The organism is Paenibacillus maysiensis, assembly GCF_000520815.1.
Lineage (GTDB): Bacteria > Bacillota > Bacilli > Paenibacillales > Paenibacillaceae > Paenibacillus > Paenibacillus maysiensis.
The window spans coordinates 14,436-33,804 of the sequence record NZ_ASRY01000093.1; the positions used below are offsets into that span (position 1 = coordinate 14,436).

General features: G+C 45.9%; 13 protein-coding genes. All 13 read right to left on the reverse strand.

Features of this window, described 5'->3' with window-relative positions; all coding sequences use genetic code 11:
• Nucleotides 1–18: 18 nt before the first annotated feature.
• The 13 genes from L696_RS0106310 to L696_RS0106370 all read right to left on the reverse strand — a co-directional run bounded on the left by L696_RS0106310 (nucleotide 19) and on the right by L696_RS0106370 (nucleotide 19,355).
• Nucleotides 19–513 (reverse strand): hypothetical protein, encoded by a 495-nt coding sequence (locus L696_RS0106310; RefSeq protein WP_025682889.1) that lies wholly within the window; start codon nucleotides 511–513, stop codon nucleotides 19–21.
• A gap of 270 nt (nucleotides 514–783) precedes the next feature.
• Nucleotides 784–2,004, reverse strand: coding sequence for a hypothetical protein (locus L696_RS0106315; protein ID WP_025682890.1), 1,221 nt, complete (start codon nucleotides 2,002–2,004; stop codon nucleotides 784–786).
• 144 nt (nucleotides 2,005–2,148) lie between these two features.
• The gene (locus L696_RS0106320; RefSeq protein WP_025682891.1) at nucleotides 2,149–2,982 is read right to left on the reverse strand and encodes a hypothetical protein; all 834 of its coding nucleotides are present in this window, start codon (nucleotides 2,980–2,982) and stop codon (nucleotides 2,149–2,151) included.
• Between the two features lie 14 nt (nucleotides 2,983–2,996).
• A complete protein-coding gene (locus tag L696_RS0106325) occupies nucleotides 2,997–4,082 on the reverse strand; it encodes a hypothetical protein (RefSeq protein ID WP_025682892.1) in 1,086 nt (361 codons plus the stop codon).
• 14 nt (nucleotides 4,083–4,096) lie between these two features.
• Entirely contained in the window at nucleotides 4,097–7,603 is a 3,507-nt protein-coding gene (locus tag L696_RS0106330) for a hypothetical protein (protein WP_025682893.1), read from the reverse strand.
• Nucleotides 7,604–7,633: 30 nt separating this feature from the next.
• Entirely contained in the window at nucleotides 7,634–9,469 is a 1,836-nt protein-coding gene (locus L696_RS0106335; protein WP_025682894.1) for a major virion structural protein, read from the reverse strand.
• 37 nt (nucleotides 9,470–9,506) lie between these two features.
• Complete coding sequence (locus tag L696_RS0106340; RefSeq protein ID WP_025682895.1) at nucleotides 9,507–10,931, reverse strand: hypothetical protein; 1,425 nt, start codon at nucleotides 10,929–10,931, stop codon at nucleotides 9,507–9,509.
• A gap of 39 nt (nucleotides 10,932–10,970) precedes the next feature.
• A complete protein-coding gene (locus L696_RS0106345; RefSeq protein ID WP_025682896.1) occupies nucleotides 10,971–13,289 on the reverse strand; it encodes a PKD domain-containing protein in 2,319 nt (772 codons plus the stop codon).
• A gap of 17 nt (nucleotides 13,290–13,306) precedes the next feature.
• Nucleotides 13,307–13,693 carry a hypothetical protein gene (locus L696_RS0106350; RefSeq protein WP_025682897.1) on the reverse strand — a complete coding sequence of 129 codons (387 nt, stop codon included), beginning with the start codon at nucleotides 13,691–13,693 and terminating at the stop codon, nucleotides 13,307–13,309.
• A gap of 3 nt (nucleotides 13,694–13,696) precedes the next feature.
• Complete coding sequence (locus tag L696_RS0106355) at nucleotides 13,697–14,116, reverse strand: hypothetical protein (protein WP_025682898.1); 420 nt, start codon at nucleotides 14,114–14,116, stop codon at nucleotides 13,697–13,699.
• Nucleotides 14,117–14,223: 107 nt separating this feature from the next.
• Nucleotides 14,224–17,676: a peptidoglycan DD-metalloendopeptidase family protein gene (locus L696_RS0106360; RefSeq protein ID WP_025682899.1), complete on the reverse strand. Its 3,453-nt coding sequence runs from the start codon at nucleotides 17,674–17,676 to the stop codon at nucleotides 14,224–14,226.
• Nucleotides 17,677–17,686: 10 nt separating this feature from the next.
• Nucleotides 17,687–18,736, reverse strand: a complete 1,050-nt coding sequence (locus L696_RS0106365) for a hypothetical protein (RefSeq protein WP_025682900.1) — start codon at nucleotides 18,734–18,736, stop codon at nucleotides 17,687–17,689.
• 1 nt (nucleotide 18,737) lies between these two features.
• A complete protein-coding gene (locus L696_RS0106370) occupies nucleotides 18,738–19,355 on the reverse strand; it encodes an S-layer homology domain-containing protein (RefSeq protein WP_025682901.1) in 618 nt (205 codons plus the stop codon).
• Between the last annotated feature and the right edge of the window lie 14 nt (nucleotides 19,356–19,369).

A 19,369-nucleotide genomic window follows, 5' to 3' on the forward strand; every position in this document is an offset into this window, starting at 1 on the left:
TGTATTGGATATCAGTTGTTAGACGTATTGATAGGCCACACGTGTCAGAAAATTTACATTACCTGCCGTGGCGGTAGCCGGAACGCTTGCTTGTAGTGTCACTTGTGTGTAATTGCCTTTGGAGTTCCCTACGGAGCCATCGTTGATAACGCCCAGAATTTCCTTGTTTCCCGGCGAAAAGGTTCCCTTGGAATTGACCGTATTCCCGCCAGCCTGAATGACTTTCGTCGCCGTCCCGCCAATTGACGTAAAGCTGGATTCTGCCATACTATCCACACGTACCTGAATCCATGTATTCAGGACCAGCTCACCACTATCCCCACCTGAGCTATCCTTGGTCGTAATAGTGCAATTGGTCATCGTAGAGAAGTCAGTGTTTACATTTCCCCGGTTGTTCCAAATAAGTACACCCAGGGATGGAGAAGAAGATCCTGCGTCTATCGTCCCGATCTCCCATTTTGACAATGTTGTTACGTTGTCTGTTTTAAGCCATGATACTGCTGGTGCTGGCATGTTTTTTCCTCCTTCATTTTAGAAAAGATAAAATAAAACTCTTCGCCACGTTCTTCATGGCATACTCAATATAAGTAACTAGAATCGAAAACTAACATTCTGCGGAAATAAAACCTACAAAATTCTTTAGAGGTAGACATAAATACACCCCTTAGCTGCTACGAATGAGCATACACTCGTTCAACGCTTCTAAGGGGTGCTACTATAACTCAAGCTGATGGATATAAAGAGTTACCTGTTTAAGAAAATAGGATTAAGCCTGCTTATTACTTATTCAGCCTTTTTATACTGAATGAACAAGACATCCGGTACATCTTCGACAACCTTCAACGTATCCGGCGTAAAGTTAAAGCCTGTAATCAATCCGCTGACATCCTTGATATAGGTAAAGTTAATACCTGGTGTTTGGAGCTGCCCGTTGATGGCCAGACGTACCGTTTTGTCTTTGGCTTTTCCCTTTTTTAGAGTGTATTCCGTCTCGCCCCCAACTGCTTCAAATACCTCTTCTTCATCCGCAGCTTCGATCGTGCCCACTTTCACACTTAATGCCTTGAACGCAACATCTGCCGCCTTCTCCAAATCAAGAATACGACCTTCCGCATTACCAAAAGCACCTGCTTTGAAGTAACCATTTGAAGAATCTGCATCCCGGTCATTAATTCCATTCATCAAATCCTCAGAAGATTTCAAGCGCTGCGCCAAATGGCTGAGAGCCAACTGTAAAGTCACTCCGCTATAGTTCGGATCTGTCGCAACTCCGATCAGTTGTGCGCCTGTAGCAGACGCCAACTGATCCCGAATCGCCTGATCCGCATCTTGGCGATCTTGTACCTCCTGACTAACCTGATCTTGAATAGAAACTATCAGATTCGAATTACCGTCATTGTCCAGCGTACCCGTTGAACCATATACATCCTTCATCAACTGAATCAGGTTCATATAGGCCTTGGCATCGGTGGCCCCTTCCACGAATCCGCTACCGCCTTGAATGATCGCATCCGAAGGAATGACAGACAAATTCGTGCGAATCACGAAACGATAATCAATTTTGCCCGCATTTGCATCAAATGTATAAGGCTGCTCTTTGCCCCCTTCTACACTATAAAATTTCAGAAAGTAGCTGCCTTTACTTTCTTCAAGACGACCGTATACCACGTCAGAGTCGCTGTCTCCGATCGGACTGTCTGTACCGGCGGAGCGAAGCTGCACCTTCTCAGTCAGCACAACACCTTCCATTTTGTCTCCGGTCGAGACGGTTCTTGTACCGATATCGCCCGATACATCCAGTTGTGTACTGCCGGCAACCACTTTTTTATTAACCTGTACAAATACATCAATCTTGGTGTCTTCCAAAATTTCACGATGATTATGAAACTTGAGGTCAATGTACTTCTCTGCAATCTTATTAGCTTCATCAAAATGTTGATTCCGCAACAGTTTGTTATTCAACTGCTCACCACGGAATCTCGCAATACCTCTTGTTTCTGCCATAACTCATCTCTCCTTGTCGGGATTTCACAAAATCCCATTTTATGTTTTGTTACGAATGCAATATAAGTTTGCTTTATGCTTTCTTATCCGATATTGTAGTCATATTTTATTATAAATCATTAATTTTTCACCTTATTTTCAACCTTATATAGTAACGACAATTTCTAGTGTCAAGCCTCTTAAGTCTTCGCCTGCCACATGAGTGTAAATACGAAAATGATCATTCTTGTGAATCATAGGATCGGAAAGAATATAGGGTAAATGACTCGTATTGCTGGATTTTTCACCTGCATGAATGGTCAGGTTACGGGTGAAAATATTAGTCCAGTTCGGCAACGTTTCATAGTCGAACTGTGAGCATTTTTCAATGGAAAACTCACTTTTACTTGTCCCGTACACTCCGCAAGAAGCATATATTTCCCTGATCTTACCTTCGAAGGGGAATCTCATTTCATATTTACAGGGACCCAGCGGAATCCGATCCAACACAAATACCATCGTTTTGACCTCTGCCCGCTCTTGAATATAATCCAGCCTGTCATCCAGACGGTGAAACTGAACATCACGCTCCGTATATTTACGGGCCGAAACAACCTCTTCCTCCAGCCTTTTGAACCTGAGATCATCAATACCGCCCCCGCTCCCTTGACGATACTCAGGCTTCCAGGTACGGATGTATATTTCATCATCAATCACGAGAGGAATGTGCTGTCCTGCCAAGGGATGCTCCAGCGGATAAGTACCCAAATCGAGACGAATCGTGTTTTCGTCCACTTCCTCATATCCACCCTGAACCAGCAAATGCTGCCCATTCAGATATACGTCCAGCATCTTTGTACCCAATATATAAGGATGTGTCAGACGGATGTACAAGTCTTCATGCTTGTCCAGGTAGGCCTGATCCACAATAATCTCCTGCTCGTTCCAATAAATTAGTTCATTTCCATATCTGCGCAACGTCATCTTCGTACCAGCCAAAATCCAACACCTCCTTATATATGAGTAATATCCAAAATAAAATGAAGAGGCTTGATGCCAAAGTGCTCATTTTTGCGCTCTATCTTCATCCAGAATTTCATCTTGCCGTCAGGTGGCAGAGTTCCCATAGGGAGTCGCTGCATATAATCCCCTTGCGGATGATCCGTTCCATCATCATGACTCAAGTCCGCCCATTCATAACCAAACTCCTCCAGATATTTCAGGATCCCCATCGAGATCTGCTCGGCCTTCTTATTTTTCGAGGGATTATATAGCTCCATTTGCACCTGAATGGTATTGTCATACATTGTGCCCAGGTAGGTTGCCCCGCTTAAACTAAGCTCTTTATCCTTCCACAGCACACGAAGATCGGTACCATACAGATACAGATCACCACCGTACATATCCATTGCGCCAAGGCTCGATAAAAGAACACCATTTTCATCATAGACCCTCAGTATGCCGCTAAAGGGCATTGTCGGAAGCTCCAAATGAACCCCTGTCCACGTGGGCTCTACCTTGGAGGAAGCAATAGCATATCCATCAGGATTGCATAAAAACACGGAATACCCCTCTGGCAAATTGCCCATCGTTATTTTGTTGCTTTTACATAACACGAGCCTGTCTAAGCCAAGCTTTTCATATTCATCACGTTGTGGACTTTTTAAGAGGACACCTATTTTTTCAGCCTCCAGATCAGCCGAGTCAAATAGCTCCCACCCCAATCCGCGATCAGCATAAAAGGTCCATCGGTTGCCCTTTTTCTCTGCCCGCCATCGGCTATACTCCCGGGTCGTCGTATCCTTACTCTCCAGGAATTCCAGCCGATGGTAGCCATCCTGCCAGATGACAATGCCCCCTTCGTCACCATATGCAATAGGAACATAGTCGGCAGTAACTTCTAACAGCAGGGTAGGCTCATCCTTTGGTGCATCAAACAAAAGCATGGTTTCCGGTTCAGTGTGGGACATGATTAACTGCTGTGAACCTGTATCCAGGGCGCAAGCCGTTGTCGGAGATAATTGGTAGCGGGAATGGATTTCTCCACTTTGGAACACGTCATCAAAAATCAATCCACTCCATTTCTTATAAATCCCCATGAGATTTCTATCACCTACCTTGTCTTCTTCCAGTTCCAGATGTTCCAAGAAGCGATCTTGCCCATAATCATCCATATCTTACGTTTAGGCATGCCCGGTATCGATTGATTCGTAGCTTCGGATGGAGTCTCGATCACCGTCTTCAAGGTTTTATGCCGCTTGGCCGACTCTGGGGCTTCAATACGAACAGTAACTGTCTTTTTCAAACGTGTACCTTCTTGTGCATCTGTAATCTGTGTTTTTATTACCTTTTTCTTTTTGCTAGCTTGTTGGTGTTCATCCTCAATATTTGTAGACATGACCTTCTTCTTACGAGTACCTTCAGATATAACATGCAGGTCGGTTTCTTCTATTTTTAAAATAGGCTCTGCATCGGTATGAGCAGGCACCACCGCTTCCAACGTTTGCTCGTTGGCTTGGCCTTGTTCCAGCTCCCGAATATCCACCATTTTGCTGATATCTCCTAGCGTGGCAGTTTCAAGACCGTCTCTGACACTGGTGTATGCCTTCTTCTCACCGTTGGAACCTTCCTCATGAACCCATATGACTTCAAGCACATTTTCAACGTTGTTACCTTGTCCATGCACCTGCTCGATCACAGCCTCATTCGTTCTCATGATGCTGTTCGCCTGATCGATCTCATCTGTAATCGTCTCGCGAACCGATTCCATAGAGGCTGCTTGCTCTCCGTCAACGAGGACAGCATCGGAGACCTGATTATATTCCTGACTGTCAGCACAAGTGCCGTTAGTGATAACACTTGCTTGAATATCCGGATAGACAAAAGCGTGCTCCGATGAAGTAACGTCAGCTTCCCTCGTCTGTTCTAAAAGCTCGCCAGCTTTAACCTCATGCCGATCGGCTTCCAAACTCACGATGCTTACACGTTCCGATGGAACAAGCGTGGCTTCCTCCGCTTCCAGGCTCTCTATACTTATCCGTTCCGACGGAACCAGCGTGACTTCCTCCGCTTCCAAGCTCTCAATGCTTGTTCGCTCTGCTGGAACCAGTGCGACTTTCTCCGCTTCCATTTCGCCAATATACTGTGCGCTTTCCAGTGGCCCTGACTCCGTTGCATCAAAGTTTCCACTTCTCATGGCTGCACTCTCCAAATGACTGTATTCACCATCCATAAACGATTGGAGAACGCCCTGTTCCATGGAATCCGTGACACCTGTAGTGCTGGAGAAGGTTCTGCCTGTTTGCGTGTCCTGTATCATGACATTCGCACAATCCGAGCTAATAAGTGCCTTGCCCAACGCTTGGATTTCAGCTTCAGTAGACATGCGTCTTTCTGCATGTTCCATCGCATGATACGCACCTTCCTTGGAAGAATAGGAGTTACCGGATTCGGAATTCGTAAGCTGTCCCTTTTCAGCGGAAGACTTGCTTCCTTGTACAGCATTCGTTTGTAACGTTCCTTCGGTATGCTCAATATTGGCTTGATCCGAACGAATCTGGATAGCTTCCAGCGAACCACCACCCAATGATGTTTCCAAATGATGAATGACGCTATCTGTAATTAGACCAACCGAAGCCTGAGTTGTCCCTTCCTTCACAGCCTCTGCCACAATATTTTCAATGCCTGCTTCAATCAGTTCCATCGCTTGCTCACCGTACATAATCCGGAGCATTCGAGCCATCTTGCTGATTTCAGGAGACTCTGCAATCATTTCTCTCAGAACATCAGCTGCAAGTAACTCTCCAGGCTGCGTCTCCAACTCCAATTGATTAAAATCCGCAGAACTAAGGTCGTCCAACTCTCCTTCTTCACTGACATATATCCGCTCTCCACGCTGAGAGTCGTCTAACGTTGCGTGATGTTCAGATAATGCTGAACCTAATTGTTCATTGTCGGCATCTGTGGAGGCATGAATATAAGCTGTACTGCTCTGCTCCACTGGCAGAACTTTAGAGTCGTCGTATGGAGAAGCTACTCTATACTGATCTAGACTGGTAGGATAGACTTGTTCATTTTTATAGACGGATACGCTTGTAGGCTCGATCAGACTGTTACGGCCTGAGGAAGCGAAACCACTTGTAACCGTTTCTGTATGCACACCTATCGTGCCACCAGCGAATTCCATGCTTCCTACCACCGAGTGACCTTGAACTCCCTCCAGCGAGCCGCCGTTTGAAGCCTCCTGCATTCGCTGAATTACACTTTCAATCGAGCTTGGTATACCGGGTACGTCAACTTGTTGCAAGCCCTCTGGCAGGTCACTTCCCATTCCCGCTTCGACCAGTCCCATCGCTTGTTCGCCATATATAGAGCGGATTTCTTTTGCCAGTTTGCCTTGAGATTCCGTAGCCTCTTGAAGATATATACTTTTACCTGTGGCGGACTTTTGAATCATCATGAACTTGTCTTGGTTCAACTCCGTTGCGCCCATTCGTTCATGTTCAGTACCAGTGCCAGAACGCATGGAAGCAGCAGTGCTATGCTCATCGGTGGAATCTATAAACTGGCGCTGTCTAGCAGGTGTCTGCCGATTCATGATAGTATCCTCGCTTTTGTCAGACTTCGCCATACGAGCTTCTACTGGGGCATCATCATCCTTTGCTCTAGCATCTGTCCCCAGTAGATCATCGGGAATAGTCCCTACTATCTGTTCAAGCTTCCCGGCTTTTGTTAAATCGTTGATTTCATCCGAATCTAAAATCTGTTTCTTCACACTAGACTCTGATGTTTCAATCAGGGCATCCCGAATATCGGTTCGATAGCGCAACGCCTCACTTGCTGGCTGGAAAAGAGTTTCCATCGCAAGGCTTTCAGCCGCGTCTTGCTGTTCTACCACTACTTCTCGATCCTGAAATATCTGGTGAATAACCGTCTGTTGTTCAACGTTGTCTCCCTGCTTCACCATTTCTCCGTGAATTGCAGATTCTGAAGAAGGCGATCCGTTACCCTGACGCTGCTCAGATACAGAGCCTGCATCAAGAAGTCCCTCATAGATAGAGAAAACCTTCCCGGATTCATAAGCATCACTTGAAGCCTCTACCTGCTGCCTCATTTCAGAAACAGCGTCTTCTTCCTGCACCGCATTAAAAATAGAATCAGCCTGAATGGACTCCTGCCTATATCCCTGCTGAATAGAATCTGCATGTTCCATGGAATGGATCTTGCTACCGATTTTCCAACGCGCATCTGACGCTGTGGAATGTGAAGGCTGCTGCACTTTCTGTCTGATTTCTCCTCTAAAATGCCTGTGAATATCTGATAGGTAAGATACAATGGTCGAGTGAACAGCTTCCACGGTTTGACCCTCGAATTCACCAGCAATGGCTGCCTCTCTCCAATCTCTCCCGAATAAACTTGTAGTGGAATATGGAGCTTTGGATGCATTCTTTAACGTATCCTGCCTCAGCGTTCGGTACGTACTATTCACAGGAGCAGACAGATGGTAACGTGTATCCCGCTGTGTATCCAAGATCATGTCTGTACCAAATGCCAGTTCATAGCCCTTTTTAGAAAAAAGGGCGGTGATACTGATCAGGTAAGATTTTTTACCGTCCAGCATGTCACCGCCGACCTCCTTTAACCCTGTAGGTTAACTGTTCTTAACAAGCGTTTCCTTCAGAATACCCAAGCCGATCGGAGCGAATGGACTAATGGTAGCCAGTGTGAACGGACTCACAGGTGTATCCGCCAAGGTATAACGGTAAATCTGTTTGTACTCATAGGTGGCCAGAACCTCTTCATCCGCTTTCGGTCCTTTACCGTCCAGGAACGTGATTTGCTTGGTTTCCAAATCCAATGTGTAATCTGTGCCAAATTTGGCCTCGACACAATTGACTTTGATCACCAGATTGAATGGTGTACCATCATCTTTTAATGAAGGCTGATGAGATAAATGGAATACCTTATTTTTCCCATCACCTGTGCCCAGAATTTCATGATCTGTCGTTTCCACGACCTCCAGCTCGTCAAGCTGAGAGATATTTTTCGGATGAACAGCGTAGCATTCATCCAGCTTACCGACAAAACCGTCATTTGGATGAACCACATACATAGGAGAAATATGGTATTTTCCGCTGTATACCGAAGGATTGAAACGAGACTCACCTGCATCCACCTGTTTGTCATGTGTAATGAAGGCAAGATAATGCTGTTGGTAATACGTTCCGCCAATAGATTGTTGAAGCTGTACCGAGCTGTTACCGTTCGAGGTATTCAGTCCATAATCTACGTATGTGGCACCTAGCTTCATATCCTTTTTCCATTTCACTTCGTCCTTTTCCCGGCATCCGGAGATCAGCACGTGATTTTTCCTTGGCGATTTGCCAAGCGTGGTCATTTTGCCAATGTAAAGTGGTGCAAAGTATGTGTTTTCAGGACCCGAGGTAGGATCGGGACGCAGAAACATAACAATACGGTCTTTGTTGAAGTTCCCCCAATAATAGATGCTGGAATCACGCTGCCAGCCGCGAGTATAATTATCCAGTGAAGTAAAGGACAACGCTGTAGGCAACGAAGGATAAATATAGTATATGCAGGAGTACACAGCGTCCATTAAGCTTGCTCCGGAATCCGGGTCAAAGTTCCGGGTAGTCACATCCCCGAAATTAATCATGTCTGTTCCCGTACCCGCCAGTACTCTGATATAAGAAGCGTGAAGCTCACTACCGGCGTCCGGCGCCTTCACTGTTGTTGGGATTTTAATCGTATTGGTATCGTAGTCAACTGTAAAATCGGCAGGAGAAACCTCTACCTGATTAATATATAACCGGACGCTTCCTGCCTTGATGGTCGTGTCAGCAGGTATTTTAAATTCTCGACGAGTTCCATCTCCGTCAGGAAGAAGGGATTCAGGGTCGCCTACCCTTACTCCGTTATTTACAGCTTCTACGATTTTTTCCGAGCGCACATCATCGAAGGTAAAGAAAAATAAACGTTTGGGTAGACTTGGAGCATTAGCAGCAGGTGCATAGGATACGGTAAATTGATCGCTTGCTAGTGCAGCTTTATTCAGCTTAAACACGCCACTGTAAGGTTCAAAGGTATATTCTGTCTTCTGAACGAATACGCCATTCTTATATAGCATCTCCGAGTCCGCCTCTACAGGACGTACGACGACCTGCAATTGCGTGTCACTACCTTGTACCCGCTGTGCTTCTCCAAGCATGGAGTTTTGTGAGATGAAGTCCATCTCCCCGGGCTGTTTGACCGTTCCACCGTAACCAAAAGCCATGCCGAAATTACGTATCTGACCGTCACTGCCTGTGGATCTGAACAATCGGACGTCAGCGAATTTGGTCGCTGTATTTCTAGGGTTCCCGGTTACTGCCCGGTATTTAATAAACGCGTTCCAGCCATGAGCATTGAATTGTTTCTCCAATTCCTGCGGAAACAGTTGAAAAGTAGCATCTCCATCAAACCACGACACAATCAATCACCTCTAATATTAGATTAGCCAAGCTACACTATAGGGTAGTTGGTTTTATTTCATTTCCTTCATCATCTACTGTGTTCACATACAAGCCAATGCCCGCAGATCTGAATTGAGTACCTGGTTTTTTGGTCAATGGGGAAATTCCCTCTACCAAGAAGTAACGGTATACATCAAATTCATCTGGACAGTGAGCCCGCTTGACTCTTAATTTGTTGGCATTAAAGGAAAAGGCAGCCAAGGAGATCGTATCTTTTAACGTACCGCGCACACCCTCCTCGGGGTGAATAACGTATACTTTGGAAGTATGCACCTTCCCACTGTAACGAGAAGGATTGAAAGTGTATTTATACAAAGGATTTTCAGCATTATTCCAGGCGCGCGGGTAATCTTTCTTGCCGTCAACAGAAGTTCTGGCTGGCGGCATGAGATTGGGTGGTGAATTCCAGGAAAGATAATGGGCTTGATATCTTGCACCCAGCTTGGCCCGATTAACCATGATATTATCCATACCATTAGCCGGAAAGTTAGGATATGATTTTAATAAAGGCATAATATGGGGTTGTCTGGTGGTGGTATCGTCAAAGTCATACGTAGCAACTCCATCCACCGTATCTCTGATCGGAACCGTTCCTGCGAATAAGGCATAGACGTTATCGCCTTCCTCAACCGGGTCCAGCTTGCCAAAGTAGAGCGGAATGATCGGAACCAGATTGTTTTCTGGAGCCGGTACATTATCACACTGAATAGTGAAAAAGAAATTCGTGTCCGAAAGAGTCCCTTTCACGGAAATTTCAGAATCACTCCACCAGTTTGTGTTTTGGACAGGGTAGTTAAAAGAGTTGTTGTAGTATGACTCCATCAACTTGTAGCGCAGACCTGCTTGCATGATCGGTGACTGCATACGTGCTCCTTCTGCTTTAGTCACCGTAAACATAGGACCGCTAACCGTTGTTTTCCAGGCAGATTCCTCTACTTCGATATCTAGCGCTGCTCGAAGCTGTCCGGCTTCAGAATTATCATTCCAGGCCAGTACAACATCTGCACCGTCTGGTTTCAATCCTTTTAAATCCTCCAGCATGTACACATATAAAGTATGGGACAGCCGGTATTTGCGGAATTCATTCGTTGCCCATTCCCCAAATTGCTTGTAGGAATCTTTATCCGGACGCTTCACATAATCAACCAGTCGAGGGTACCATGTTCCGGCGATGGCGATACCAAAGCTTTGATTATCCTTATTGGAATATATAAAATGTTCGGCAACTGTAATCCGGAAATTTTGATAATTCCTCACTGCATCTGAGGGATGGGTAATATTGGCGTCGAAAATGACCCTTTTATAATTGGCTGCAACTTTCCAGCCTGCGGTAGCCAGCAACTCTCCCAAACGGGGCTGTAAGTCCGCTTCCGTTACTTTTGGAGTAAATGCTGCTGCTGTCGTATCAATGAATGACATTTGTTTCTCCCCTTTCCTTGAATTACGATGTGTTCTTTGCTACTTCACTACGGTAATGTCCGCTGTCGCCGTTCCTGTCTGTCCCAGCTCATTCGTTAAGGTAAAGGTTACGGTATACTTCCCCTCTTTATGAAAAGTAAAGCGGGCGTTATTCACCGTATGGCCTTCTGGATTCGCACCACTTGAAGCAAACCAGTTGGAGATCAATACCGGAGAATGCTTGTTATAGGAAGACATCAATTCCACTCCCTCCCCCGCATGGACAGAAATATGGGACGGAGTCAGGGATACAACGAACGGAGGCGGCGAAATAGGTAACCGTTTTTCTGGCCTTCGAAGATTTCCAGCTTTCAGAATACCGATACCCGCTGGTCGATAAGGTGTCGCTGCCCGCTTGGTCAATGGTGATATGCCCTCTGTCAGATAATAAGAATACGTCTGGTGCTTAGGACCCTCTCCATCGGTGCAGTATTCATCAACGGCCTCCAGCTCATCCCCGTTCATTATAGTTAGGGGCGACAGTAAAATAACATTTCGTAGTGTTCCGTGCGTACCATCTTCCGGATGGATTAATAAAGCTCTCGAGGAATGTACCTGCTCCGTGTAGCGGGATGGATTAAACTGATACTGATAGGCACTGCTCATATCGCTGTTGTTCCAGGCTCGGACGTGCTTGGCTCCAGTCGTGTCCTCCCGCAAGGGAGGCATCCTGTTTGACGGAACAGTCCAGGCAAAATAGTACGATTGATAACGCGCACCATACTTTGTTCTCTTGACCATGACAGAATCAATACCGTTACTCGGATGAACAGGATATTCTTTTAACATCGGCATAAGCGTATCCTGATGACGTTTTGGATCTGCATCATCATAGTCAAACCGGGCCGATTGACTGAGCGCACTCTCTAAACTTAAGCCGTCTTTTGCAAATGCAGTCCCTGCGAATAGAGCGGCTGTAGCCCCCGCGTTTTCTGTATAGATTTGAAGCTCCACCCAGGCTCTTGCGGAAACAGGACTAAAGCCACCAACTTCGGAAGAAGAGAACACTTCCAAGTCAAATGAATTTTTACCATCCACCCCGTAGAGAGAGAATTCTCCAAGGTACTCTGCCTGATCTCTGGTATGGACGGGGGTGTGGGCTTCCGTGGTTCGTAGCTTTACAAGCTCCTGACCTGCAACACGTAGAGAAATATAGTTTGATTCCGCAGCCACATCTCCCGATAACCACACTTTCATCGTCGATCCGGTATTAACCATAGGACTATCCGAGGAAAAGGTTGCTTTGCGAGATTCCTCACCGCCATTCAGTTCAAAAACGCAACTCTCGTTCATTATTGAATAGGTATTGCCCTTGACATCAAAATCGCCCATATAGATCGGGATCGAAGGTACTGCATTACGCTCCCAGGCAGGTGCTGTATCTGCCAGCAAAACCAGCATGACAGTCTTTGCATCCACGTAACCTCTAAGCTGGACCTTGCTGTCCTGCCACCAGTTCGTGAATTTCACATTCATGGTGGCTACCTGTTCAAAGCGATCCAATTGCGGAATCCGCGTCCGCGAAGCAACGTAAGGAGATTGGTAGAATTGAGGAAATTGATGCGTAATCATAAATTGAAGCGCTTGGGTCTCATCGTGCAATCCCCACATAGAGGATTGAATCTCTACATCCAAAGCGAGTCTTTTAAAATCAGCAGGTTTATCCCAGCCTACAATCATTCTGCTCGTATTCACGAACTTTTCCAATTGATAAAAATACATCGTATGACGCTCAAACAGGTTGTCCTCTTCGATCTTCTGAACAGCCCAAGAGAATATCCCGTCAGATTGTGGCTCAAGCTGCGTTCCCCAGCCGGCATGGTTCCTGAGAACAGCAAACGGGATTTTTGAACCTGTATTGTGCAGCTTTTCCTTCACACTACCCAGCATGGCCATGCCAAAAAGGTGTCCCGATACATTCCGCAAAATATAGTGCTTGGCTACAACAAATTCAAATTCCTCCGAGCCGTTTAGATCACTGTAATAAACAGCCGCCTCTCCTGAAACCCCCGACGCGAAGCTAATGCGTTGTCCGCCATCCTTTTTCTCTTCTGCTGAATAATAGGAAGACGGCATAAGCTCGTCATCCAAATACACAAAGTAGTCACCCTTATGCGCAAGCTTGGGAATATCTACATAGGAATTGACGAGTGGAAGAGAGAAGCACTGAATCGTGGGTTTGGACAGTCGGCTCGAATAGACGACCTTATGAAATTCATCCACCATATCCCATCCGTTTTGAGCGCACAGGGTAACGATTTGGCTTAATAGCTGATCTTCGTTAACGAGCATTTCCAGCCAAGGACTATCCTCTGGCATTATGTTTCACCTCCTTTCTATTGGAGCATTTGATAGTTCACCCATATATCCTTGTTCCTACCGCCTTCATTAAAAAACTCAAAACGAAATTCCGTCCCTGTCGGACAAGGAATAACGGCTGTAAAATACATCCCCTCAGGTAGATCCTTCGTGAAGATACGTTGGCATACCAGCTTATCCCCTACATACAGATTCCAATAATCACTGGACTCATAAAAGGACGCTCCCACAGCTACCGCAAGCAGCTCACAATCATGGCTGACTTGCATTGTGCTTTCTACCTTGCCAATTCCTCTGGATTCTATCCGATTGCCCACAATGTACGGTTGGGTCTTCGTTGGCATAAAAGGCGGGTCCAAACGCCCTCCTACCATATAGCTTGCAAAATTAGCACCACTGGACAACGACTACACCGCCCTTACATAATCAAGAGTCAGATTTTTGAACATGCCATGTTCACGAATAATGCTTCCCCGTATAGCGTTTAACGATGGAATATCAGCCTCTTCTTCCATTTCTGCATTCAGGGTTGTGGAGGCTTCAAATTCAATAAAAAATCCGGTCACCTGCAAAAGATCGTCCCGATACAGCGTTAGCCGTTCCAGCAAGCCATTATCATAGGTGTATAACACTGACGTTACCAATGCAGGATATTGAAGCATTTCACGGGCCACGTCGATGGTAATGACATTGGGCTCCTCCTGAGCCTTTTTTTCCAACAAGTCGTCCGTCTGACCCGCATGTACCCTTTCCTTACGTACTTCGCGTCGAATCAGATCAATAATCGGAAATACCTCGTTGGAGTTCGTAAAATTCTGGTTCTCCAAAGTTCACACCTCACCTTCTCCTTCAATATAAGAAAAAGGAAACGACAATTAACGCAGGCTGCGTAATGCCATTTCCTTTTATCTTGTTATGGATCATACGGTCAAAATCAGGATTTAGCAGGAAGAGCAGACCAGGTTAGCTCCAAATAGTTAATCATGCCGCATTCATTACCGATCAGCCTGTTGCCCTTAATCAGATAATATCCCGCATTACAGGTAAGGTTGTCATACACATAACACCCGTCCAAAAGCTCTATGAGGGGGTTGCCGCGAATGACAATGTTTTTGGTACGGGCTTGTCTTTTCATATCAAAAAATACTTTATTCGCTATCTGCTGCTTGAGATCACGCATGGATGCACCATCCTGCTCTTCAATCCACGGTAGCTGTAATCCGGCGGTTCTCATATTCCCTTTGGTGGCGACCATCAGGCTTTTATCCAGAAAATGTTCCGTTAACCCCTCAGAACCAGAAATCATCAGATGGTTACGAACACGCGAGTAGTCGGTAGAAGACGTCATTTCAAGCAAATGATCATCTGTAAATTCCCACTTGGAACGCGCTACCTGATCCCAATCCGGAGTATCCAGAAAATTCATTCGTTTCAATGCAAACGTTCCGTAACGATCGCATCTGACATCATAGGGCAAATCCTGTATGAGCGATTGTATAGCATCTGATGCCCTTGTTCCCGCCTTGAAGGATACCGTTGCTACGAAAGGATTTTCCCAGCCTTCGGCTGTCTTCATACATTCTTGATCTTTGAGAATTGTCTGAAGTTCTCCTGTCTTGGGATCAAATCTCATGTAGGAGTGATTGCCCTTATTCACATCACCATACACGGTTTCGTCTAAATCTAGACCAGGGTATTGGCAATCTTCACTGTGCACACGCCATGAATCAAGACCGGCTGCAACCACAATATCCTTTACGATACTGGATTTCATCCAGGCAAAGGCACCGCCGTCCCCAGCATACGCTTCCTCCGGAGGATAGACCATATCCTTATAAAATATAAATTCCTCCAGCATGTCATAACGGTCTACACAGTGAAATGTAAGTGTTCTTCTCTCGGCATCCTCCTCAATTTCCCCCTTGATCATGCCTGTAAATACACGTACCAGTTCATCGCCGTAACCTGCATAAATACGGATGGGAGTCCCTTCACTAATTAAATGCCGTCGCTCTCCCTCCTCCCAATAGGTAAATTCGTTAGGTGGCTGCTTCCTCCAATCAGAAAATGCAGCGTACCGTTCCAAGGAGGGGGAGTAGATCCCTTTCGCATTATTTAAAGTTACGGTGGCTGAGGTAGAAGACATGTCCATGTGAGAATGAACCTCCCAGTTCATTACATCCCGTTCCAGTGAAGCGGTATCCTCATACTGAAACCCGCCAACGTCATACCATTTCTCCTTATACGTATCTGCGATATGGGTGGCAAACTGCTCAATTGAGTAATCATGAAAAGCATATTTAACCTCTGCAATATACAGACCACCGCTGGATACAGAAAATCGAAGTCTGTTCGTCGTATCATCCTCGGATACGCCGCGTACCCGGGTATTTTCCCATTGTTCGATACCGCCTGGCAGTATGCTTTTTATATATACATCCATATCCGTTTCGTTATGGCAGGTTACAACATAGTCGGTGTACTCGCTCATATGGTTATGGCTATAGGAGCTGACATTCGTAGAAACCCCTTGATCTGTAACCTTGACCACAAAGGCTTTGGAGCCGTTAGACATCATGATTTTCCCTTGTGTTCCCTGATCGGCCTTGATTCGGAACCGCATCGTAAATGGAAATTTCCTGATTTTCCCGGTCCGTTCAATGCCAGCCTCTTCCCGTGCGGTGGATATCTTCTGCTGATCCCCCAGATCCGTCACCACTACCTGCTGATCGTGAGTCCAATCATTCGTTGTTCTCATGGTATCTTCGAACGTCCAGACTGTTTTGGCTGAGACGGACTCCACATCAAATTCTCTGGCTTTCAGAAAAGTAAGTCCAAAATTACCTCTCGACGCCTTGGAAGGATTTGACATGGAAAATTCGATCTTATGGTGTCCACCAGGCACCGGAATAGAGGGAGGATAAGCGAGTCCGTTTTTGGCATTTACCCCTTCAATGGTAGCAACTACCTGGTCGTCCACCTTCACCTCTACTCTGTCCTCGATATCCATATCCGAAACATAGGCCCAGCTTAAACAACCCGCCTTGAACCAGTCATGAACAAACGTGAATTTCTTCACCTGACCTGCCCCATCTGTTCGTTGAAAGCCTAAAACATTGCGGACCTGATTAGGTGTTTCATTCGTGAAAAATTGTGTGGCACCCACGATATCCACGTATTTCAAAGGGTCCAGACTTGTTTTTTGGGCCGTAAAATCCTTGCTATACGATACCTTCTCCGTGGCACGGTTGATCTGGTAGGATACAATGGATTGATCTACTTCTGAGTTTGCGCTGCGAGTTCTTCCGTCCCCCCACTGCTTGATTTTCACAATGACAGGTTTTCGGCCAAACTGGAGGCATTGCTCCGCATTTTCCATTAAAATTTCAATACGTTTGCCCTTCGTGGAGCCAGCCGTATCATCAGCCACATATTCGCCCCAATTGTTCCCGTCTACCAACAGTTCAACCTTACTTCCCAACGGAATGACAGAGGGATCGACAGCGATAATTTTGTAATCCTTCCACTGCCGTATATCTGTTCCGCCTCTTGTAATGCCTTCAGAGTTTGCAGCATTTACATAATAAGCCCACGCTTCCATACTATATTCCGTGTAGGAGTCGACAGCGCTAGCTTCCAACGATGGAGTGACTGTGCTTTTATTCTGAACAGCCGTATCCAGCAATCGAATTGGCAATTGTATGGATTTTTCCCCGCGCAGGAAAGCTTCGGGGTTCAAATCCTCGCCATCCTTGCGAACCTCAAAATGAAGATGTGCTCCATCCCCACCTCCACTACTACTCTTGTGACCCGAGTTCCATCCTATAGCAATAGGATCTCCAGCCTTCACATGATCTCCAACCTTGACCATCATCGCATTGGGTTTCAAATGAGCATACCGGGTCGTCCAGCCGTTGCCGTGATAGATATATACGGCGTGACCGTAACCCTTTACAGCACCAGCCGCAGTAATTCTCCCATCCCATACGGCATGAATGGTATCCCCCTTGTCACAATCCAGGTCCACTCCCTTGTGAAGAGGACGCTTGGGATTCACAGAACGGTGACGGCTGGTAATCAGCATGCCCTGAATATGATTTGAATCGGTAACATGCCCACGCATTTTCGAACTAGAAAGAATAGGCATGGACATGGGCAAATTGGAGAGGCGGGCTATCTCGCTACCCTTTGTTTCTTTCTTTTTACTTGTTAGTTGTGTCACACCATCAATGGACAAAAAATCTTTAACGACCGTATCTTTTACATATTGAACGACGTCTTGGTTTGGCCGCAAACTGCGGACATAGGACATTTTGTCCAGCTCTACAATTACGCGTGGCTGATGCCCCAGAGCCTGTACACGCTTCATCGTGGATTCAAAATTCATTTTTCATCACCTATCTGAATTTTTCTAGGGCCCATTCTATGAATCGGTTTAAAAATACGACAGCTTCCGCACGTGTAATACATTTTTCTGGCTCCAGCATATTGTTTTCATAGAGCGGAAATACGTAGCTTCCGTCTAGAAACTGCTCACTTATCAAGTCCATAACATCCTGCTCATACCATTGGCCTGAGAAAGAGCTTCGGTCCAGCAGGGTTCTCAGTGGATACGTATTGCTCTCCAATCCACGGTCGGTATATCTGTTATAGATATCCACCCGCATCTGTTGAAGAAAAACAAGAAACTGTGCTCTTTTCATACGAACATTCGGAAAGAAACGGTCATGATAACGAGCGTGTGCAGTGCTGACAACGACTGTCTCCTGTTTGAATTGCACACTCCCGGCCTCACGATAGTTATATCCGACAGTCGCGGGAAATCCGTTATAGTTGAAGGGGAGATACACAATTCCTTGATGAATCACAAATGCATCCTGCCTGAAGCCGAATGCCTTCTTAATCACTTCCTTTGGATCTTCTTCCGATTGGATTTTCACAGGCAACCGCTTGAGCTTGGCTCCCAGAACCGTGACCGTCTCCGGCTGATATTTCGTTTGGCTCTGATCATCAGCCGCCATGGACAAGGTCGCAGAAGGCAGGGTAATCAGACTTTCGTCCGTATCCATATAAGGTTTTTGAACACAGCCATCCCCCTGATAAGCGGGTCTGCCATAAGCGATACATACCACCTCAAGTCCGCCGGATAAAGGATGGGGCATCGTTATTTTTTCGTTTTCCATTCTTTCAGGCTGTACCTGAACTCCAGCGACGAAAACAAAAATTGGATTTTCAATATGCATCTGATAGCCGGGAATGGCAAATTCCTGCTGACCATCGAACGTTACAAAGCGCTTGACAATGCGTTCATGTCCTTGTTCAAAAGTGTCGTAGGGCATCCCCTCGATAAAACTGTGCTCGTTGCGGGCATCCAGACCTAAACGTGCCATATCTAACATATCTCTATAAAACCAATCCAGTGGATCTACATCAATCCAACGTTTCATCTCAATACCCCCTTAGAATCCGGTCCACATACCTGTAGGACCTCATCAAAAAGGTGATTCCCTCTGCCCGGGTACAGCTCTCGTCCGGTCTGAAATAAGGGCTGACCTCGCCTTCATCCGCTGTGACGGGCACCATACCACGCTGCTCCATTTCCTCAATATAGCTGGATGCCCAATGGCCCTTGAGGTCCATGAATTGACTTTTGCAGCGGTATTCATCACCTTGCTTGCGAATAAGCGACATTTGGACTTGGATGATATATTTAGTCTCCAGCTCTGCCGTTTGAATATCTGGTTTACCTGTGACAACCCCCGTATAAATCGTGCCTTTTTCATCATAATATTTGTGCTCTGAGCCTATAAAGGATAGCCAGTCCGCATATTCCTTTTTACTGTAAAATAAAAGTGTTAGGGTAGCTGTATAATGTGAGGTCCCACGATTGACCAAGCCTGCTGAGTAGGAAAACGTTTCATTAACATAGGATTTCAGAGTGGGAGCCGGTGGCTTATATTCGCTGATTAGCTTGGCTTTAACCTCGACAAAGCGAATTCCATTATCATAAAATAATCGCTTTTTGTAGATCGTATCTTCAGATTTATTGGGACTTTGCTGAGTCAAAATGTATACCTCCT